The organism is Hydrogenophaga sp. (assembly GCF_041913525.1).
Taxonomy (GTDB): Bacteria; Pseudomonadota; Gammaproteobacteria; order Burkholderiales; family Burkholderiaceae_C; genus Hydrogenophaga.
Genome location: NZ_JAYSFD010000012.1, coordinates 93,360 through 113,537 on the forward strand (window position 1 = coordinate 93,360; position 20,178 = coordinate 113,537).

The 20,178-nt window shown below is 67.7% G+C and carries 16 protein-coding genes, 1 pseudogene and 1 riboswitch; of the genes and pseudogenes, 8 read left to right on the top strand and 9 right to left on the bottom strand.

Translation table 11 applies throughout. The features are described 5' to 3' along the window. Nucleotides 1-295: 295 nt before the first annotated feature. Nucleotides 296-439: a hypothetical protein gene (locus tag ACE3RQ_RS14830; RefSeq protein ID WP_374522820.1), complete on the bottom strand. Its 144-nt coding sequence runs from the start codon at nt 437-439 to the stop codon at nt 296-298. A gap of 70 nt (nt 440-509) precedes the next feature. Continuing rightward, nucleotides 510-1,709, bottom strand: a complete 1,200-nt coding sequence (locus ACE3RQ_RS14835; protein WP_374522821.1) for a threonine ammonia-lyase — start codon at nt 1,707-1,709, stop codon at nt 510-512. A 216-nt stretch (nt 1,710-1,925) separates the two neighbouring features. Between ACE3RQ_RS14835 and ACE3RQ_RS14840 the strand changes: the two genes are divergently transcribed. Beyond that, nucleotides 1,926-4,250: an ATP-binding protein gene (locus tag ACE3RQ_RS14840; RefSeq protein ID WP_374522837.1), complete on the top strand. Its 2,325-nt coding sequence runs from the start codon at nt 1,926-1,928 to the stop codon at nt 4,248-4,250. A 67-nt stretch (nt 4,251-4,317) separates the two neighbouring features. On the opposite strand, the gene ACE3RQ_RS14845 is transcribed toward ACE3RQ_RS14840, so the two are convergent. The 3 genes from ACE3RQ_RS14845 to ACE3RQ_RS14855 form a co-directional block, all read right to left on the bottom strand. Continuing rightward, nucleotides 4,318-4,659, bottom strand: a complete 342-nt coding sequence (locus tag ACE3RQ_RS14845) for a hypothetical protein (RefSeq protein ID WP_374522822.1) — start codon at nt 4,657-4,659, stop codon at nt 4,318-4,320. 169 nt (nt 4,660-4,828) lie between these two features. Then, on the bottom strand, nt 4,829-6,757 hold the full coding sequence (gene recQ / locus ACE3RQ_RS14850; RefSeq protein ID WP_374522823.1) for a DNA helicase RecQ: 1,929 nt from the start codon (nt 6,755-6,757) through the stop codon (nt 4,829-4,831). Nucleotides 6,758-6,761: 4 nt separating this feature from the next. Then, complete coding sequence (locus ACE3RQ_RS14855) at nt 6,762-7,181, bottom strand: rhodanese-like domain-containing protein (RefSeq protein WP_374522824.1); 420 nt, start codon at nt 7,179-7,181, stop codon at nt 6,762-6,764. 49 nt (nt 7,182-7,230) lie between these two features. On the opposite strand from ACE3RQ_RS14855, the gene ACE3RQ_RS14860 reads away from it, so the two are divergent. Then, the gene (locus tag ACE3RQ_RS14860; protein WP_374522825.1) at nt 7,231-8,316 is read left to right on the top strand and encodes a homocysteine S-methyltransferase family protein; all 1,086 of its coding nucleotides are present in this window, start codon (nt 7,231-7,233) and stop codon (nt 8,314-8,316) included. A 215-nt stretch (nt 8,317-8,531) separates the two neighbouring features. Then, nucleotides 8,532-9,482, top strand: coding sequence for a TerC family protein (locus ACE3RQ_RS14865; protein WP_374522826.1), 951 nt, complete (start codon nt 8,532-8,534; stop codon nt 9,480-9,482). Nucleotides 9,483-9,505: 23 nt separating this feature from the next. Here the strand turns inward: ACE3RQ_RS14865 and ACE3RQ_RS14870 are convergent, their stop codons facing one another. Beyond that, the gene (locus ACE3RQ_RS14870; protein WP_374522827.1) at nt 9,506-10,030 is read right to left on the bottom strand and encodes a DUF962 domain-containing protein; all 525 of its coding nucleotides are present in this window, start codon (nt 10,028-10,030) and stop codon (nt 9,506-9,508) included. A gap of 215 nt (nt 10,031-10,245) precedes the next feature. Here ACE3RQ_RS14870 and ACE3RQ_RS14875 point away from each other — a divergent pair, with 215 nt between their 5' ends. Continuing rightward, on the top strand, nt 10,246-11,811 hold the full coding sequence (locus ACE3RQ_RS14875; protein WP_374522828.1) for a methyl-accepting chemotaxis protein: 1,566 nt from the start codon (nt 10,246-10,248) through the stop codon (nt 11,809-11,811). 10 nt (nt 11,812-11,821) lie between these two features. Here ACE3RQ_RS14875 and ACE3RQ_RS14880 read toward each other — a convergent pair whose 3' ends face one another. After that, nucleotides 11,822-12,688: a pirin family protein gene (locus ACE3RQ_RS14880; protein ID WP_374522829.1), complete on the bottom strand. Its 867-nt coding sequence runs from the start codon at nt 12,686-12,688 to the stop codon at nt 11,822-11,824. Nucleotides 12,689-12,769: 81 nt separating this feature from the next. Between ACE3RQ_RS14880 and ACE3RQ_RS14885 the strand changes: the two genes are divergently transcribed. The 3 genes from ACE3RQ_RS14885 to ACE3RQ_RS14895 all read left to right on the top strand — a co-directional run bounded on the left by ACE3RQ_RS14885 (nt 12,770) and on the right by ACE3RQ_RS14895 (nt 17,181). Further along, on the top strand, nt 12,770-13,834 hold the full coding sequence (locus ACE3RQ_RS14885) for an RNA methyltransferase (protein ID WP_374522830.1): 1,065 nt from the start codon (nt 12,770-12,772) through the stop codon (nt 13,832-13,834). Nucleotides 13,835-13,858: 24 nt separating this feature from the next. Further along, nucleotides 13,859-13,957, top strand: a riboswitch (S-adenosyl-L-homocysteine riboswitch). A 28-nt stretch (nt 13,958-13,985) separates the two neighbouring features. Further along, nucleotides 13,986-16,730 (top strand): methionine synthase, encoded by a 2,745-nt coding sequence (gene metH, locus ACE3RQ_RS14890; RefSeq protein ID WP_374522831.1) that lies wholly within the window; start codon nt 13,986-13,988, stop codon nt 16,728-16,730. A gap of 31 nt (nt 16,731-16,761) precedes the next feature. Next, nucleotides 16,762-17,181: a glycine zipper 2TM domain-containing protein gene (locus ACE3RQ_RS14895; RefSeq protein ID WP_374522832.1), complete on the top strand. Its 420-nt coding sequence runs from the start codon at nt 16,762-16,764 to the stop codon at nt 17,179-17,181. A gap of 7 nt (nt 17,182-17,188) precedes the next feature. Here the strand turns inward: ACE3RQ_RS14895 and ACE3RQ_RS14900 are convergent, their stop codons facing one another. Together ACE3RQ_RS14900 and ACE3RQ_RS14905 are read right to left on the bottom strand one after the other, a co-directional pair. After that, nucleotides 17,189-18,367 (bottom strand): MFS transporter, encoded by a 1,179-nt coding sequence (locus ACE3RQ_RS14900; protein ID WP_374522833.1) that lies wholly within the window; start codon nt 18,365-18,367, stop codon nt 17,189-17,191. Beyond that, nucleotides 18,367-19,764 (bottom strand): YifB family Mg chelatase-like AAA ATPase, encoded by a 1,398-nt coding sequence (locus tag ACE3RQ_RS14905; protein WP_374522834.1) that lies wholly within the window; start codon nt 19,762-19,764, stop codon nt 18,367-18,369. The genes ACE3RQ_RS14900 and ACE3RQ_RS14905 overlap by 1 nt, the downstream gene beginning before the upstream one ends. A 251-nt stretch (nt 19,765-20,015) precedes the next feature. Here ACE3RQ_RS14905 and ACE3RQ_RS14910 point away from each other — a divergent pair. Beyond that, nucleotides 20,016-20,123: pseudogene (locus tag ACE3RQ_RS14910) on the top strand (helix-turn-helix transcriptional regulator); the annotation flags it as partial. Nucleotides 20,124-20,178 lie beyond the last annotated feature (55 nt).

Sequence of the window (20,178 nt, forward strand, 5' to 3'; positions counted from 1 at the left end):
TCAGGCAACTGACACGGCGGCTGTTGTGAATGGCTGCGGCAGAAATCGGGTGGTCGGCGCTCGGTGCTGCGGGGCGGGTGGCGGCGGGCAGCAGGGGTCGGTCGGCAGATGGGTGCATCCGCCGGCCAGCGGCGGGTCGGCCAGTGCCGGAATTTTAGGCATTCGCCCCGTCAGTTACCTGCGGGTTACATGCAAAGCCCGCATAACGTGATGCCCAAAACGGTGGATGCACCACCAAAACAAAGGCCGACGACCCTTTCGGGTGGTCGGCCTGAGGTGCCGGGAAGCCTGGGGTTCAGGCCATGAACACGGCGATGAAGGCCAGCAGGAACATCAGCACGCCGCCGGCCACGGGCAGCACGACAGGCATGTAGGGCACGATGGATTCCACCAGGTCTTCAGACTTGTCGGCGGGGTTGTGGTGCTCGGTGTGCGCCATGGCGGTTCTCTCCAGATGTGATGCAACTGGGCCGGGATTCTAAGGGAAGCCCCGCCGGCCGTGGCGTCGCTCAGGTGGCCCGGGCGGCAAAGCCGGCGTTGTGCAGGCAGTCGATCACCTGCTGCACGTGTTCGCGGCCCCGGGTTTGCAGCACCAATTCGATCTCCACGTTCTGCGCGGCCAGCAGGGTGAAGGCGCGCTGGTGGTGCACCTCGTCGATGTTGGCGCCGGCCTCGGCCACCAGGGCCGCGATGCGGGCCAGGTTGCCCGGCACGTCGCGCGCATTCACCAGAATGCGCGCCAGCCGGCCGGCGCGCACCATGCCGCGCTCGATGATGGAGGCCAGCAGCATGGGGTCGATGTTGCCGCCGCACAGCACCAGGCCCACCTTGCGCCCGGCGAACCGCGCAGGTTGTTTGAGCACGGCGGCCAGGCCGGCGGCGCCCGCGCCTTCCACCAGGGTTTTTTCGATTTCGAGCAACATCACGATGGCCTGCTCGATGTCGCCCTCGTCCACCAGCATCAGGTCGTCCACCCGCTCTTGCACCACGGCCTGGGTGAGCCGCCCGGGTGTGCCCACCGCAATGCCTTCGGCGATGGTGCTGGCACCCTGCGGGTGGTGGGTGCCCTTGATGGCGTCGAACATGGCCGCGAAGCGCTCGGTCTGCACGCCGATGACCTCGATGTCGGGCCTGAGCGCCTTGGCCACCGTGGCCATGCCGCCGATCAGGCCGCCGCCGCCCACGGCGATCACCAGCACGTCCAGGTCGGGTTGGGCGCGCAGCATCTCCAGTGCGATCGTGCCCTGGCCGGCCATGATGGCCTCATCGTCGTAGGGGTGCACGAACACCAGGCCCTGGGTGTCGGCCAGGGCGCGGGCGTGCGCCCGGGCTTCGTCGAGCGTGTCGCCGTGCAGCACCACCTCGGCACCGAAGCCGCGTGTGCGCTCGATCTTCACGCCGGGGGTGAAGCGGGGCATGACGATGGTGGCCCGCAGGCCCAGGCGCTGGGCGTGGTACGCCACGCCTTGCGCGTGGTTGCCCGCGCTCATGGCCACCACGCCGCGCGCGCGCTCGGCCGGGGTGAGCTGGGTGAGCTTGTTGCAGGCACCGCGCTCTTTGAACGAGGCGGTGTACTGCAGGTTCTCGAACTTCAGGTAGATCTGGCAGCCCGCGATCTGTGACAGCGTGCGCGACTCCACGCAGGGTGTGTCGAGCACCTGGCCTTGCAGGCGTTGGGCAGCGGCTTGGACGTCTTGAAGCGACAGCATGCCGCCATTGTGAATCGGCTACCGGCCCGAGCGCCGATTTTCGGTGCCGGGTGACGCCCGTCATCGTGCGCTTCCCTCGCTGAACAAGCTGGGGTATGGTCCGCGCGAGACCGTCGATTACCCGGTACGGTGTCTTCCCGGAGGTGTTCCATGCCCAAGCGCTCGCTGTCTGCTACCCGCTTGCCCGGTGAGGGCCGCGAGTCGCGCGCGATCGGCATGGGCGAGGCCCGGGTGTACGCCTCGCCCGGCTTGCGCCACGCGCCGGTGCTGGACCTGATGTGTTCGCATTTCGTGCTCTCGCTGGCGGCCCGGCAGGGCCACCACTTCAATGTGCGGCGAGACCTCAACACCCTGCTCTCCCTGGCCGGCCGCCACCTGGTCTGGCCGCACACGGTCTTGATGCGCCTGCGCGAGTTCTTGCGTCGGCGCTGCCAGGACAACGAGCTCTGGGCGGGCCAGGAGCGACTGGCCATTGGCGCCTTCATGGACCGCTACGGCACTTGGCGCGGGCCCTACGAAGAGGGCACGCTGTTCTTCTACCTGGACGAATACGCCAAGGAGGCGCCCAAAGACTTGCTCTCGGTGCTGGCCGTCACCGGTGAGTGGCTCAGCCAGGCGCTGAAGACGCAGTCGACCCTGGTGGAGAAAAACATCGACGCCCTGGCCTCGCTGCTGCAACTCAACCGCGCCGAGCGTGCGCTGTTGCTCTACGGCACGCTGGCGCGTTACCAGCGCGACCTGCGCTCCATCCTGGTGGAGTTCAAGGTGAGCAACGCGGCCGAGGCCTACGCCACCATTGCCGAGCTGGCGGGCGTGAAGCCCAGCGAAGTGGGCGAGGCCCTGCGCGCGGGCTCGCGGCTGGAGCGCATCGGCATGGTGGAGAACCTCATCTCCGAGCACAACATCACCGACCTGGCCGACCTGATGAAGGTCAGCGAGAAACTGCCGCCGGTGCTCATGCGGGAGTACCGCTCGCAAAGCGAGCTGATGGCGGTGTTCACCCGCCCGGCCGCACCGTCTGCCCTCAGCGAGAAAGATTTCGCCTACGTGGGTGACGACGTGCGCCTGCTCAGTGGCCTGCTGCGCGAGGCCGTGGCGCGCAAAGAGCCTGGCATCAACGTGCTGCTGTATGGCCCACCCGGCACCGGCAAGACCGAGCTGGCGCGGGTAGTGGCCCGCGCGGCAGGGCTGGAGCTGTTCGAGGTGGAATACGCCGACCGCGACGGCAACGCGCTCTCGGGGCGCGACCGCTACCGCTCGCTGCAGATCGCGCAGGTCTTCCTGAAGGGCATGACGCGCTCGGCCCTGCTGTTCGATGAAGTGGAAGACGTTTTTCCGCCCATCTCCAGCGAGGCCGCGCAGTTCATGGCGCGGGCCGATCACGTGGTGTCACCACACGGCCACAGCGCCAGTGTCAGCGGCAAGGCCTGGGTGAACCAGGTGCTGGAGCACAACCCGGTGCCCACCCTCTGGGTCACCAACCGCATCGAGCAGATCGACCCCGCCTTTCGCCGGCGTTTTGCCTACCACCTGGAACTCAAGAGCCCGCCACCCGGCGCGCGCGAGCAATTGGTGCGCACGGCCTTGGCGGGCGTGCCGGTGTCAGATGCCCTGGTGGCGCGCCTGACCGACCGCCAGGGCCTCACGCCCGCGCAAATCCGCACAGCGGTGCGCTTTGCGCAACTGGCCGCGGCCCCGGCCCCGGGTGCGCGGCGCCGGCGCACAGCCCCGCCAGCGCTGCTGGACGACACCATCGAGCGGCAATTGCGCCACGCCGACCTGGCGCTGGGGCGTCGGCCAGACGTGGTGGCGCGCCCTTCGGTCACCGCGTACCGATTGGACATGCTCAACGTGGACTCGCGCTACCCCCTGCCGCGCATCGTGGAGGCGCTGCGGGCGCGTGGCCACGGGTGCTTGTGTTTTCATGGCGCGCCTGGCACCGGCAAGACCGCGCTGGCCGAGCACATCGCGCAGCAACTGCAGCGGCCCTTGATGGTTCGCCGCGCCAGCGACCTGGTGAGCAAGTTCGTGGGCGAGACCGAGCAGCAGATGGCCGCCATGTTTCGCGAGGCAGAGGCCGAGCGCGCGGTGTTGCTGCTGGACGAGGCCGACAGTTTTCTTCAAGACCGCCGCGGTGCCCAGCGCACCTACGAGGTGACCGAGGTCAACGAGATGCTGCAGGGCATGGAGCGTTTCGGGGGTGTGTTCATCTGCACCACCAACTTGATGAACAGCCTCGATCAGGCCGCGTTGCGGCGGTTCACGTTCAAGATTCGCTTCAAGCCGCTCACGCGCGAGCAGCGAGAGACCATGTTCGTGACCGAAGCCCTGGGGGGTGAGCCGGCCGCATTGACCGACGCCCTGCGCCAGCGCCTGGCCCAACTGGAGCAGCTGTGCCCGGGCGATTTCGCGGCGGTCAAGCGCCAGGCCGAGATCCTGGGCGAAGCCATGGCACCAGAGGAGTTCCTGGCGCAGCTGGAGGCCGAGCACCGCATCAAGCCTGAGGTGCGCGAAGCGCGCAGCATGGGCTTCACGGGCTGATCAAACGGAGGCACAAAAAAGCCGCCGGCGAAATGCGCGGCGGCTTGGTGCGAGGGTGTGTGGCGATTCAGTGCAACACGCCAGGCTTGGTGGGCAGCTCGTCGGGCGAGTAGTCGGGGTGGTGTTCCAGGAAGAACTGCAGCTTGCTGTCCAGGCCGGTGATGCGCTTGCGAGCCACCGACTCGCAATGGTGCTTGGAGATCAGGTTGAACACCTTGCTGCGCAGGAACCAAAGGTCTTTCGGGTTCTGGGCCACCATCAGCGCGGCCTGCAGGCGGTAACGCTGGGGGTCGTCGATGTCAGACAGCATGGCGCGGAACTCGTCGATCACGAAATCGAGTTCGAGAACCTGGGTGTCCTGATACTGGTGGGTTCGGCTCTTCTTGAACCAGGGCAGCTTAAAAAACATGCCGGCTCCTTGTGTCGGGTGGGACCGCAGGCAACGCCCGCTTGGCTAAAGGATCGGCGCCGATGGGCCGAAATTGAGCGTTCTCAGCCCGGAGAAGACCCCAGTGCCGATGGACGGTTTTCGCTGTCACACCATGGTGTTCGCCATGGGCCGCCAGGACCGGAATGCCTCAGAGAAAAGCACTCACCACCTGAAGCACGGCCTCGCCGTAGGCCTCGCGTTTTTTCACGCCCAGGCCGGCGATGCCGTCCAGTTCGGCCAGGGTCTGGGGCTTGCGGGTGGCGATGTCGCGCAGGGTGCTGTCGTGAAAAATCACGTAAGCCGGGCGGTTGTGTTCGCGCGCCACCTCGGCGCGCCAGGCGCGCAGGGCGTCCAGGCACTCGCGCTCGGCCAGTGACAGCGGCGTGCCGTCGTGGTCCACCGGGCTGCGGCGTTGGCCGCGCGAGCGCGAGGGGGCGCGCTCGGCCTGGATGCGCAGGCTCACGCGCGCTTCGCCCTTGAGGATGGGGCGCGCACCATCGGCCAGGTGCAGCGTGTTGTAAGGCGCGTCGTCCACCCGCACGGCCTCGCGGGCGATGAGCTGGCGCAGCAAGGCGCGCCACTGGGTTTCGCTCCAGTCCGCCCCGATGCCGAAGGTGCTGAGTTGGTCGTGGCCGTACTGCGCCACCTTGTCGGTCTTCTTGCCGCGCAGGATGTCCATCACGTGGCCCGCGCCAAAGCCGTGGCCGCTGCTTTGCTGCACCCGGTACAGGCACGAGAGCAGCTTGCGTGCGGGCTCGGTGGCGTCGAACAGCTCGGGCGGGTTCAAGCAGTTGTCGCAGTTCATGCACACCGGGCGCAGCATGGCGCCAGGTGGCGTGCCCGGTGGGCCCTGGTAGGTCTCGTCAAAGTAGGCCAGCAGGCGCACGCGGCGGCAGTCGCTGGTTTCGGCCAGGGCCAGCAGGGCGTCTAGCTTGCCGCGCAGCACCTGCTTGAACTCGTCGCCTGCGGGGCTGTCGTCGATCATGCGGCGCTGGTTCACCACGTCTTGCAGGCCGTAGGCCATCCAGGCGTTGGCGGGCTCGCCGTCGCGCCCGGCGCGGCCGGTCTCCTGGTAGTAGCCCTCGATGTTTTTGGGCATGTCCAGGTGGGCGACGAAGCGCACGTCGGGCTTGTCGATGCCCATGCCGAAGGCCACGGTGGCCACCATGATCCAGCCGTCTTCGCGCACGAAACGGTCTTGGTGGGTCTGGCGCACGGCGCCATCCAGGCCGGCGTGGTAGGGCAGGGCCTTCAGGCCGGCGTTCTGCAAGAGCGTGGCCACCTCTTCCACGCGGCGGCGCGACTGGCAGTACACGATGCCCGCGTCATGCACGCCACCGGCCATGTGCTCGTCGCGGATGAAACGCAGCAATTGCTGGGTGGCGTCTTTCTTCTCGACCAGCAGGTAGCGGATGTTGGGGCGGTCAAAGCTGCTGACGAAGGTGCGCGCGCTTTGCAGCTGCAGGCGCTCCACGATGTCGGCGCGGGTGAGCGAATCGGCCGTGGCGGTGAGCGCGACCCGGGGCACGCCGGGGAAGCGCTCGGGCAGCACGGCCAGTTCGCGGTACTCGGGCCGAAAGTCGTGGCCCCACTGGCTCACGCAGTGCGCTTCGTCGATGGCGAACAGCGAGAGCTGGCCGCGCTCGTGCAGCGAATCGAGTTGGGCCAGGAAGCGCGGCGTGGTCAGGCGCTCGGGCGCCACGTAGAGCAGGGTGATGTCGCCGCGCAGCATCTGGCGCTCCACGCGCTGGGCGTCGTCGAGCGAGAGGCTGGAGTTCAGGTAGGCGGCGTCCACGCCGGCTTCCAGCAGGGCGTCCACCTGGTCGTGCATCAGCGCGATCAGGGGCGAGACCACGATGGTCAGGCCCAGGCCCGCCTGCTGGCGCACGATGGCCGGCACCTGGTAGCACAGCGACTTGCCGCCGCCCGTGGGCATGAGCACCAGCGCGTCGCCGCCGGCACCCACGTGGCTCACGATGTCGGCCTGCGGGCCGCGAAAGGCGTCGTAGCCAAAGACCTCGTGCAGCACGCCGAGGCTGGCTTCCATGACCTCGGCGCCGGGGGCGATGTCGATCATGCCCTTACATCTGCTCCCAGGGCAGGCCTTCAAAGCGCCAGCCGTTGAGGCTGGAGCGCTTGAACTCGTCGTTGAGCTCGCCCTCGAAGCCGTGCAGCACGTGGGCCACGTTGGTGAAGCCGGCGGCCTCCAGGGCCTGGCCGGCGTCGCGGGTGCGTTTGCCGCTGCGGCAGATCAGCAGAATGGGGCGTTCTTTGCTGCCCGCCTCGGCCTCGACCGCCGCCGCAAAGTGCGCGGGGTCGGGCGTGAGGTCGGGGTATTCGTACCAGGGGATGTTCTCCACGCCGGGCGGGCGGCCCACGTAGAGCGACTCGATCTCCATGCGCACGTCCACGAACAGCGGCGGCTGTTCGCCAGCGGCGTGCAAGCGCTCGCTTTCGGTTTGCAGCCATTGCCAAGCTTGGGTGGGCGTGAGGTCTTTCATGGGGCGGTATTGTCGGGGATTCGTTTGCCGCCCTCCCTACAATCGCCGGATGAACTCGCCCGCATTGCCCGTTTACACCCGCGCCCAGGCGCTGCCTGAGATCCTGAAGCACCGCATCGCCATCCTCGACGGCGCCATGGGCACCATGATCCAGCGCTTCAAGCTGGGCGAGGCGCAGTACCGGGGCGAGGGCTACACCGGGCCCGATGGCGCGGGGGATCGATTCAAGGACTTTCCGCGCGATGTGAAGGGCAACAACGAGCTGCTCTCGCTCACCCGGCCCGACGTGATCCGCGACATCCACGAGCGCTACCTGGCCGCCGGCGCCGACCTGATCGAGACCAACACCTTCGGCGCGACCACGATCGCGCAGGAGGACTACGGCATGGCCCACCTGGCGCGCGAGATGAACCTGCGCTCGGCGCAGCTCGCGCGTGCCGCCTGCGACAAGTTCTCCACCCCGGACAAGCCGCGCTACGTGGCCGGCGCGCTTGGCCCCACGCCCAAGACGGCCAGCATCAGCCCCGACGTGAACGACCCCGGCGCGCGCAATGTCGATTTCGAGCAGCTGCGCGCGGCCTACCTGGAGCAGACCCTGGCGCTCATCGAGGGCGGCGCCGACGTGATCCTGGTCGAGACCATCTTCGACACGCTCAACGCCAAGGCCGCGCTGTTCGCCGTCGAGGAAGCGTTCGACCAGACCGGCGAGCGCCTGCCTATCCTCATCAGCGGCACCGTCACCGACGCCTCGGGCCGCATCCTCAGCGGCCAGACCGTCACCGCCTTCTGGCACAGCGTGCGCCACGCCCGCCCGCTGGCCGTGGGCCTGAACTGCGCGCTGGGTGCCGCGCTGATGCGCCCCTATATCCAGGAACTGGCCAAGGCCGCGCCCGACACCTTCATCAGCTGCTACCCCAACGCCGGCCTGCCCAACCCCATGAGCGACACCGGCTTTGACGAAACGCCCGAGGTCACCAGCCGCCTGCTGCGCGAGTTCGCGGCCGAAGGCCTGGTGAACATCGTGGGGGGCTGCTGCGGCACCACGCCGCAGCACATCGGCGCCATCCACCAGGCGGTGGGCTCGCAGTCGCCGCGCGCGCTGCAGCGCGGGCCGTTCTACCGAGAAGCGGCCTAAAACCTGATGACTTGCGTGGAAAAGACCTACCCCGCATAATCGCGCTTTCCTTCAAGGGGAGTAGTCAACCTGTCACCCGGCACCAAGTCGGGCTTCGATGGATGGGGTTTTCGTCAATACGCGGTGTTCCACCGCCGGAAACCCCCACCCGCATCACCCATGCGGATGTGGCAAGACCTTGGGGTGTTCGTTCAACACCAACCTGAGGTTTATTCATGCAAAGCATTGCGCCACTGTGGCTGTGGGTGGTTTTCGTTGTCTTCGTGCTGGCGGCCCTGTTCGTCGACTTTGTCGTGCTCAAGAAGCAGGGCTCGCACGAGGTGGGCGTGAAAGAGGCCCTGAACTGGTCGATCGTCTGGATCGCCTTGAGCTTCCTGTTCAACGGCCTGTTCTGGTGGGCGGTGAAAGACACCACCGGCTCCACCGCCATCGCCAACGAGAAGTCGCTGGAGTTCCTCACCGGCTACCTCATCGAGAAGAGCCTGGCGGTTGACAACATTTTTGTCTTCCTGATGATCTTCACCTACTTCGCGGTGCCGGCGGTGTACCAGAAGCGGGTGCTGATGATCGGCATCATCGGCGCCATCGTGCTGCGCACCATCATGATTCTGGTGGGCGGCTGGTTGCTGGCGCAGTTCCACTGGATCTTGTACGTCTTCGGCGCCTTCCTGGTGCTCACCGGCGTGAAGATGTGGTGGGCCGCGGGTCATGAGCCGAGCCTGGACGACAACCCGGCACTCAAGCTGCTGCGCAAGCTGCTGCCCGTGAGCAAGGGCTTTGACGGCGAAAAGTTCTTCACCTTGGAAAACGGCAAGCGCATCGCCACGCCGCTGTTCATGGTGATCTGCCTGGTGGGCCTGACCGACGTGATCTTCGCGGTGGACTCGATCCCGGCCATCTTCGCCATCACGCAAGACCCGTTCATCGTGCTCACCAGCAACGTGTTCGCCATCCTGGGCCTGCGCGCCATGTTCTTCCTGCTGCAGGCTGTGGCCAGCAAGTTCCACCTGTTGAACTACGGCCTGGCCGTGATCCTGGTGTTTATCGGCACCAAGATGATGTTGATCGACATCTTCAAGATCCCGGTGGCCGTGTCGCTGGGCGTGGTGGTGGGCATCCTGGCCATCACCATGATCTGGAGCGCCAAGACCGCGCCCAACACCTGAGCGAGCGGGCCCGGCGCCGCCCCTCAGGCGCCGGGCTGCCGCCTGGGGGTTTGCCGGGCCACCGGGCCGGCCTCGCGCTCGATGCGATCGCGCAGCGCCTGCCCGCCGCCCAAGGCAAACCAGGCCTCGGCCACCACGAACAGGGGGCCGGCGAACAGGCCGCGAAGGTCGTCGAAGAACGCCGGTTTGCGGCCCTCCCAGAAGTGGCCCACGAACTGGAACACCCAGCCCACCACGAAACAGCCCAGGCCGGCCGCCAGCCACACTGGCAGCGGTGCGGCGCCAAAGGGGTGGGCCAGCGCGGTGAGCGCGCCCACCGCGAGCAGCGTGGCCACCGTCACGACATTCAGGCCCTGGCGCACGTACCAGATGGCCCCTGCGGCGTACAGCACCATGTGCCCGCCAATGTCGCCGGGCAGCTGCAGCCGGGCCAGCAGCACCGCGATGCCAAAGACGATCAAGGGAATGCCCACGGCGTGCGTGGCGATGTTGCGTGGGTCGCGGTGGTAGCGGGCGTAGGTCACCAGCCAGTCGGCGCTCTTGTCCATGGTGTCTCCTCAGTTTTTGTGGACCGCTGCAGAGCATGCCGCCAGCCCGCGCCCATGTCCATTGGGGAGCGCCGATGCGCCATGTGTCTGCACCCACAGGTCATAGGCGAAAAAAGACCTCAATGTGATGCGGGTTTGGCCGATCGTTGAATACAAAGAAATTTATTTGGCCGCCCTGTTTTTGTCGGGCGTCGTTCAACGAAGGGACAGGTTTTATGCGACACGCGTTCGGGGCAGGGTCGATGGCGGCGCGCCTGCGTTTTCTGGTTTTTTTCGGCATTGCCTGCCTGCTGGCCCTGGCGGTCTGGCAGGCAATGGATATCTACCGCAGCGAGTACGCCGCCCGGCAGCAGGCCACGCGCCAGGCGGTGGAAGTGGCCCATGGCGTGCTGGTGTGGGCGCATGGTCAGGAGACCAGCGGACGCCTAGACAAGGTGGCGGCCCAAGCCTTGGCGCGCGAGGCGCTGGCCAAGTTGCGCTACAGCGGGTCTGAGTATTTCTGGGTCAACGATTTCCAGGCGCGCGTGGTGATGCACCCGATCAAGCCTGAGTTGAATGGGCAAGACGGCAGCCAGATTCGCGACGCCAACGGCGTGGCGCTGTTCGTGGCCTTTGCCGAGACCGGGCGGCGCGACGGCGCGGGCTTTGTGTCCTACCTGTGGCCCAAGCCTGGCCGCGAGGACGCGGTGGAGAAGCTCTCGTACGTGAAGGCCTTTGAGCCTTGGGGTTGGGTGGTGGGCTCGGGCATTTACCTCGATGACCTCAGGGCGTCGATGTGGCAGCGTGTGGGCCAGCTCGGCATGGTGGTGTTGGCGGCGCTGCTCGTGGCCGTGGTGATTTCGCGCCGGGTGTCGCGCTCGATTTTGGGCGGTCTGTCGTCGGCCATCGAGGTGTCCCGTTCGATTGCCCAGGGCGACATTGGGCGCGAGGTTCGTGTGCCGCTGGGTCAGGGTGAGGTGACGCAACTCATGCAGGCCCAGGCCGACATGGCTCAGCAATTGCGCCGCATGGTGGCGTTGGTGCAGTCGTCGGCGCAAGGCGTGCAGGTGGCGGCCAGCGAGATTGCCGCGGGCACGGCCGACCTGTCGGGCCGCACCGAGCAGACCGCCTCAAGCCTTCAGGAAACCGCCGCGACCATGGCCCAGATTCACGGCACGGTGGTGCAGAACGCCCATACCGCCCGTCAGGCCGGGGAAATTTCGGCGGCTGCGGCGAGCACCGCTGTCGATGGCAGCCGCCTGGTGGGTGAGGTGGTGAACACCATGGCGCAGATCACCACCTCGTCCACCCGCATTGCCGACATCACCGGCGTGATCGATGGCATCGCGTTTCAGACCAACATCCTGGCGCTCAATGCGGCGGTGGAGGCCGCCCGGGCGGGCGAGCATGGGCGGGGTTTTGCGGTGGTGGCCACCGAGGTGCGCCAATTGGCCACGCGATCGGCCGAAGCGGCTCGCGAAATCAAGGCCTTGATCGGCGAGTCGGCTGAGCGGGTGCGCACCGGTGGCGAGCTGGTGGACCGCGCCGGCCAGACCATTCAGCAGATCGTGGCGTCGGTGCAGGAATTGCACACCCTGCTGGCCACCATGGAGCGGGCCAACCAGGAACAGGCCACGGGCGTCGGCCAGGTGAACCAAGCCGTGGCGAGCCTGGACGAGGCCACCCAGCGCAACTCGGCACTGGTGGAGCAGTCCGCCGCGGCGGCCGACGCCATGCGCGAGCAATCTCGCCAGTTGCTGGCGGCGGTACAGGCCTTCCGCTTGAACGCTCAAGAGGCCTGATTGGCCGGCATCAGCCGGGCAATGGAATCCACTCGTCGTGGTCGTCGGGCGGCAGCGCGAAGCGCCCGGCGGCCCAATCGGCCTTGGCCTGTTCGATGCGCTCTTTGCGCGAGGACACGAAGTTCCACCACACGAAGCGCGGCCCCAGCGGCTCGCCGCCGAAGAGCATGAGGGTGGCGGCGCTGCGCACGGCAAGTGCATCGGCGCCGCCATCGAATACCAGCAAGTCGCCAGCGCCATGCACCGAGCCGGCGTGTTCGATCTCGCCGCGCACCACATAGACCGCCTGCTCGCGGTGCCCGCCGGGCAGGCGCAGGGTGGCACCGGCTTCTGCTTCGGCGTGCACCAGGAACAGGGGCGAGTGCGTGACCACCGGGCTGTGCTGGCCGTAGGCCTCGCCCGCCACCAGGCGCCACCACAGGCCCGCAGCGCGGCCTTCGGGCAGGGCACTCACTGGCGTGTGGGCGAAGGCCGGCGCGGTCTCTTCGTCTTGCACGGGCAGGGCCACCCAGCTTTGCAGCAGCTCCAGGCCGCCGCCCTCGAAGGAGTCGGGGTGGGTGAAGCGCTCGCTGTGCGAGATGCCGCGCCCGGCGGTCATCCAGTTCACGTCACCTGGGCGGATCACCTGGTGCGTGCCCAGGCTGTCGCGGTGGGTCATGCTGCCGCTGAGCAAGTAACTGACGGTGGACAGGCCGATGTGAGGGTGCGGGCGCACGTCGGCCTGACGCACCTCGTCGGCCGGCACCGTCACCGGGCCGGCGTGGTCCCAGAACACGAAGGGGCCGACCGAGCGGCGCTGGGCGTGGGGCAGGGCGCGGCGCACCGTCAGGCCGTGGCCCAAGTCGGCCGCGCGGCCGCGAATGGTGGTCTCCAGCATGCGTGTCTCCCCTGTTCAAAGAAGTGCATTGTGGTGGACGGGGCGGCGCTCGGTCGACCGCTTTGCGACAATCGCCCTCCCATGCACCTGCACCAACTTCGCCAACGCCTGCGCGCCCTGGGGGCCGGGCCGCTGCACGAGCAGCGCCTGCTGCGCACGTGGGTGAACGCCTTGCCGCCTGAGGGCGGCCGTCGCAAGCCCGAGCACCACTTCCCCAAGGCCTTGTATGCCGCCCTGCCCGAGATCACCGCCGAGTGGGCGGGCCTGGCCACGCTGCAGTCCGAGCACCCGGGAGAGGACGGATCGGCCCGCCTGCTGGTGGCCTTGCGCGATGGCCAGACGGTGGAGAGCGTGCTGCTGCCGCGCGGCGGCTTGTGCGTGTCCAGCCAGGTGGGTTGCGCCGTGGGCTGCACCTTCTGCATGACCGGCACCGGGGGCTTGATTCGCCAGATCGGCAGCGCCGAGATCGTGGCGCAGGTGGCGCTGGCGCGCTCGCGCCGTGCGGTCAACAAAGTGGTGTTCATGGGCATGGGCGAGCCCTCGCACAACCTGGAGGCCGTGCTGGAGGCCATCGAGCTGCTGGGCACGCTGGGCAACATCGGCCACAAGAACCTGGTGTTCTCCACCGTGGGCGACGAACGTGCCTTTGACGCCCTGCCGCGTGGCCGCGTGAAGCCGGCGCTGGCCCTGTCGCTGCACACCACCCGCGCCGACTTGCGCGCCCAGTTGCTTCCCCGCGCCCCCCGCATCGACCCGGACGAGCTGGTGCAGCGCGGCGAGGCCTACGCGCGCGCCACGGGCTACCCCATTCAGTACCAGTGGACGCTGCTGGACGGCGTGAACGACAGCGACGTCGAGATCGAAGGCATCGTGCGATTGCTGCACGGCAAGTACGCCATCCTCAACATGATTCCGTACAACACCGTGCCCAGCCTGCCCTACAACCGCCCGAGCTGGGAGAAGGCCGCCGACATCGCCCGGCGCCTGCACCGCCGCGGCATTCTCACCAAGCTGCGGCACTCGGCCGGCCAAGACGTGGACGCCGGCTGCGGCCAATTGCGCGCCCGTTCGCTGGCCACGGGCGAGCAGGTGGTGGCGGTTCGGCGCCGCGCGGCGGCAGCGCCTTTGGCCCCGACCCAGGCCTGAACACCCGCGCCGGTAAAATGCCGGCCTCTCAAGGAGCGTTGCAGCGCACCGGCCCGCCCACCGCGGGTGTCGGGGCGTCAGGCTTGAGTGGGCGCAAACAGGCCCCAACGACGCTCACCGGTCTGTTTCCCGAACATCCCTGGTGAGTGCCATGTCGTCTTCTGTTGTTTCCTCGTCCGATACCCGTCCGTCCGTGCCGCCCATGCTGCTGTCCGGGCTGGAGCCCCTGAGCATTGGCGAGGGCAGCCTGTTCGTGAACGTGGGCGAGCGCACCAATGTCACCGGCTCCAAGGCCTTCGCCCGCATGATTCTGGAGGGGCGCTACGAAGACGCCCTCGCCGTGGCCCGCCAGCAGGTGGAGAACGGCGCGCAGGTGATCGACATCAACATGGACGAGGCCATGCTGGACAGCCAGGCCGCCATGGTGCGTTTCCTGAACCTGATCGCCGGCGAGCCCGACATCGCGCGCGTGCCCATCATGATCGACTCCTCCAAGTGGGAGGTGATCGAGGCCGGGCTGCGCTGCATCCAGGGCAAGGGCATCGTCAACTCGATCTCGATGAAAGAGGGCGTGGACGCCTTCAAGCACCACGCGCGGCTCATCAAGCGCTACGGCGCGGCCGCCGTGGTGATGGCCTTCGACGAAAAAGGCCAGGCCGACACCTACGCCCGCAAGATTGAAATTTGCGAGCGCGCTTATCGCATCCTGGTGGACGAGGTCGGCTTCCCGCCCGAGGACATCATCTTCGACCCCAACATCTTCGCCATCGCCACCGGCATCGAGGAGCACGCCAACTACGCCGTGGATTTCATCGAGGCCGTGCGCTGGATCAAGCAGCACCTGCCGGGCGCCAAGGTGTCGGGCGGCGTGTCCAACGTGAGCTTCAGCTTCCGTGGCAACGAGCCGGTGCGCGAGGCCATTCACACCGTGTTCCTGTACCACGCCATTCAGGCCGGCATGGACATGGGCATCGTCAACGCCGGCATGGTGGGCGTGTACGACGAGCTGGAGCCCACCCTGCGCGAGCGCGTGGAAGACGTGGTGCTCAACCGGCGGCCCGACGCGGGCGAGCGCCTGGTGGAGATCGCCGAATCGGCCAAGGGCGCGGCCAAGGACGACACCCAGAAAAACGCCTGGCGCGCGCTGCCCGTGCGCGAGCGCCTCTCGCACGCGCTGGTGCGCGGCATCACCGAGCACATCACCGACGACACCGAGGAGATGTGGCGCGAGATCGAGCGCGACGGTGGCCGCCCGCTCAACGTGATCGAAGGCCCGCTCATGGACGGCATGAACGTGGTGGGCGACCTGTTCGGCCAGGGCAAGATGTTCCTGCCGCAGGTGGTCAAGAGCGCGCGCGTGATGAAGCTGGCCGTGGCGCACCTCATCCCCTACATCGAAGAGGAGAAGCGCCAGGACGAGGCCGCCGGGCGCGACGTGCGCACCAAGGGCAAGATCGTCATCGCCACCGTCAAGGGCGACGTGCACGACATCGGCAAGAACATCGTCACCGTGGTCCTGCAGTGCAACAACTTCGAGGTCGTGAACATGGGCGTGATGGTGCCCTGCCACGAAATCCTGGCCAAGGCCAAGGAAGAGGGCGCCGACATCGTGGGCCTTTCGGGCCTGATCACGCCCAGCCTCGAAGAGATGCAGTACGTGGCCAGCGAAATGCAGAAGGACGAGTACTTCCGCAGCCGCCAGACCCCGCTGCTCATTGGCGGTGCCACCTGCAGCCGCGTGCACACCGCGGTGAAGATTGCGCCCAACTACGAAGGCCCGGTGGTCTATGTGCCCGACGCCTCGCGCAGCGTGGGCGTGGCCCAGGGCCTGCTGGGCGAGCAGGTGGCGCAGTTCGTGGCCGACGTGAAGGCCGATTACGAGAAAGTCCGCCAGCAACACGCCAACAAAAAGCAGGTGCCGCTGTGGCCGCTGGAGAAGGCCCGCGCCAACAAGACGCCCATCGACTGGGCCGGCTACACCCCGCCCGCGCCCAAGTTCATCGGCCGCCGCGTGTTCAAGAACTTCGACCTGGCCGAGCTGAGCCGCTACATCGACTGGGGTCCCTTCTTCCAGACCTGGGACCTGGCCGGGCCCTACCCCGCCATCCTGGACGACGAGGTGGTGGGCGAGCAGGCGCGCAAGGTGTTTGAAGACGCGCAGGCCATGCTGAAGAAAATGGTTGAAGGCCGCTGGCTCACGGCCAGCGCCGTCATCGGCCTGTACCCGGCCAACCGCCTGGGCGACGACGACATTGCCCTGTATGCCGACGAATCGCGCCAGCAGCCCGTGCTGGTGTGGCACGGCCTGCGCCAGCAGACCGAAAAGCAAGAGATCGATGGCGAAATGCGCCCTAGCCGCTGCCTGGCCGACTTCGTGGCCCCGCCCGGCAAGCCCGACTACGTGGGCGTGTTCGCCGTCACCGCCGGCCTGGGCGTGGAGAAGAAAGAGCGGCAGTTCCTGGCCGCGCACGACGACTACTCCGCCATCATGTTCAAGGCCCTGGCCGACCGCCTGGCCGAGGCCCTGGCCGAGTGCATGCACGAGCGCGTGCGCAAAGACCTGTGGGGCTATGCCGCCAACGAGTCGCTGAGCAACGAAGAACTGATCAAGGAAAAGTACCAGGGCATCCGCCCCGCGCCGGGCTACCCCGCCTGCCCAGACCACTCCGTCAAGCGCGGCCTGTTCGCGCTGCTGCACGCCGACGAAATTGGCATGGGCCTCACCGAAAGCCTGGCCATGACCCCGGCCGCCAGCGTGAGCGGCTTCTACCTGGGCCACCCGCAGGCCACCTATTTCAACGTCGGCAAGATCGGCGAAGACCAGGCCCAAGACCTGGCCGACCGCAGCGGCGTGGCGCGCGACGAACTGCAACGCTGGTTGGCCCCGAATCTGTAAGCTGGCAGGCTCTTCTCAACCGGAGCCTTCCATGCGCCACTTCGCCCTCGCCGCCACGTTGTTGGCCACCCTCGTTGCCGCGCCCGCCTGGGCCGACAAGAACAAGTCGCTCTGCTCCACCTGTGGCGTGGTGCAGTCGGTGCAGCAGGAAAAACGCGATGGCCAGGGCGGCGCCCTGGGCATGGTGGGCGGCGCCGTGGTGGGCGGCCTGCTGGGCAACCAGGTGGGCGGCGGCACCGGCAAGACCCTGGCGACCATCGGCGGTGCCGTGGGCGGCGCCTACGTGGGCAACGAGGTGCAGAAAAAAGCCACCAGCCAGAAGGTCTGGGTCACCCGCGTGCGCATGAAAGACGGCAGCGAGCGCCAGTTTGAACAAGCCGCGGCACCCGCGTGGAAGGCCGGCCAGGTCATCCGCGTGGGCGACAACGGGCAGCCGATCTTGTTGAAGTAAGACCGGCTCAGCCCGTCGCGGCTCTGCGCTCGGGTGCATCGCCCAGCCAATGTACCAGTGCCCCCGCGATGCCCGTGGCCACGGCCGAGATCGCGGCCACTGCGGCGAAGCCATGGGTGGGCATCACCCAGCCGCCTGCGGCCGCCCCCAAGGCCACGCCCAGATAGGTGGTGGCGCTCATGCAGGCCATGGCCAGGCCTTGGGCGCCCGGGGCTTGGCGGGTCATCAGGGTGGCCGTGCAGGTCTGCGCTACGCCCTGGAAAACGCCCCAGACCACCATGACAGCCCCTAGGACCGCGAGGTGGAACAGCCCCAGCGGCAGTGCGGCGAACACCAGCAACAGGCACCAGGCGGCCACGGCCAGCGAGCGCCGGTGCCCGAAACGGTCTAGCCAGTGGCCGTTGAGTGTGCTCAGCATCAAGCCGATGCCGTAGCACATCATCACACTGCCCGCCACGCCGCTGCCCACGCCCAGGGCGTCGCGGGTGGCCCAGCCGAGATAGGTGTAGCAGGCGTAGAAGCCCATCACGGTGAGAAAGTTGATGGCCATGGTCGTCAACGGTTCCGGCGCGGCAACCACTGCCCAATCCTGCCGCGCCGTGTTTCGGGCTGCGTCGGGTGAAGGCTGGGCAGGCAGGCGGCTGAGGGCGATCACAGCGATCACCGCCACCACGGAGGTGGCCACAAAGGCAGCCCGCCATCCCAAGGCCTCAGCCAGCCAGCCCCCCGCCGGTATCCCGAGGACCAGCGCCACCGACCAGCCAGCCATCACCCGGCCCATGGCCTGCGCCCGGCGCTCGGCCGGTACGTTTTCGCCGATCCAGGCGTAACACGAGGGGATGAACAACCCGGCCGCCACGCCGCAGGCGGCACGGGCCAGCAGCAATTGGCCGAATGTGCTGACCATGGCGCAGGCGAGCGTGGCGGCCCCCAGCAGCGCCATGCCCGCGATCAACAGTGTGCGGCGCGGTACCGAGCGGCACCACAAGGCCATGGGCGGCGCCGTGAACGCCAGGGTCAGCCCATACACCGCGACCACCCAGCCCATGCGGCCCACCGGGGTGCCGGTGGCCGTGCTCAGGTCTTTGAGCAGCGGCGACACAATCAAGGCCCCCGCGCCGACTGCCACGATGCCGAGAATGAGGCCCCACGTCGAATGGCGTGGCTGTAGATGCGCGGCGCTCATCAACCCCGCCCCCCCGGTCCACGGCGGTACTGCACCGCCTCGGCCACCTCGGCCACCCCCACCTGTTCCTGGCCGGCCAGGTCGGCGATGGTGCGGGCCACGCGCAGGGCGCGGTGGGTGCTGCGGGCGCTCCAACCCAGGCGCTGAGCGGCGTTTTGCAGGAACTTCAGGGCGGTGGCGTCGGCTTGCGCATGGGCGTCCAGTGCTTGGCCGCTGAGGGTCTGGTTCGCTTCGCCCTGGCGCGTCAGGGCGCGTTGGCGGGCGGCCACCACGCGCTCGCGCACGCAGGCGCTGGGCTCGCCGGCCATGCCGTGCAGCAGGTGATCGGGGGGCAGGGCGGGCACGTCCACCATCAGGTCGATGCGGTCGAGCAGCGGCCCGCTGAGCTTGCCCTGGTAGCGCGCCACCTGTTCGGGGCTGCAGCGGCAGGCGCGGGTGGGGTGGCCGAGGTAGCCGCAGGGGCAGGGGTTCATGGCGGCAATCAGTTGGAAGCGCGCCGGGAACTCGGTTTGCACCGTGGCGCGCGAGATGCGGATGCGCCCGGTCTCCAGTGGCTCGCGCAGGGCCTCCAGGGCGGGGCGGACGAACTCGGGCAGTTCGTCAAGGAACAGCACACCGTGGTGAGCGAGTGAGATTTCGCCCGGGCGCGGGGGTGAGCCGCCGCCCACCAGGGCCACGGCGCTGGCGGTGTGGTGCGGCGCGGCGGTGGGGCGCTGGCCCCAGCGGGCCAGGTCGAAGCGGCCCGCCAGCGAGGCCAGGGCGGCGGCTTCCAGCGCCTCGTCGTTGTCCAGTGGCGGCAGCAGACCGGCGAATCGGTGGGCCAGCATCGATTTGCCCGAGCCGGGTGGCCCGCACATCAGCAGGCTGTGCCCGCCCGCGGCGGCGATTTCCAGCGCGCGCTTGGCGGCGGCCTGGCCTTTCACGTCGGCCAGGTCGGCGTAAGCGGCGGGTGTGGCGGCGCTGGCCTGGGCCAGGGACCAACCTTTGCCAGCACCGGTGTTTCCCTCTTCTGGTGCACCGTGCTGGCGCAGTTGGTCCACCACGTCGATCAGGTGTGCGGCCCGGTACACCCGCGCATCGGGCACCAGCGCGGCCTCTTCGGCGCTGCCGGGCGGCAGCACCAGCGACAAGTCGGGCACGGCTTCGCGGCGCAGCGCCAGGCTCATGGCCAGTGCGCCGCGCACCGGGCGCAGTTCCCCGCCCAGCGACAGCTCGCCCGCGAACTCATGGCCGTCGATGGCCGCCAGGGGCACTTGTCCGCTGGCGCCCAGGATGCCCAGGGCAATGGGCAGGTCAAAGCGGCCGGAATCCTTGGGCAGGTCGGCCGGCGCGAGGTTGACCGTGATGCGCTTGTTGGCGGGGAAATCAAGTCCCGAGTTGGCGATGGCCGAGCGCACGCGCTCGCTGGTCAGAAAATCAAATCCTGTCGAGAAAAAATCATTTGCTGTCGCAAAAGTTGGGTTGAATCAATCGTCAGCGGTGCTTCGAATGGCGGTTTATGTCTCTCAAAGTACCTTTTCTGATGGACCCTCAGGGAAGCGCTTCCCGCCTAACTCGGGGTGTCAACGTTGCTCAAGTTTGTACTTCGATGTCATCCTGTGACAATATCTGGGTCAGCTGTAGTCCAGAATCACGTACCGCCTCCCCTATGCGCGACCAACCAGACGAAATCCTCACGCTTGACGAAGTTGCTGCTTATTTGAAGGCTGGGAAACGCACGGTTTATCGTCTGGCTGCAAGCGGGAAGCTTCCAGCTTGTTGACGCCGACCGAAAACTGACCATCTGAAGGCGGGAGTGCCGCTTCAAAATT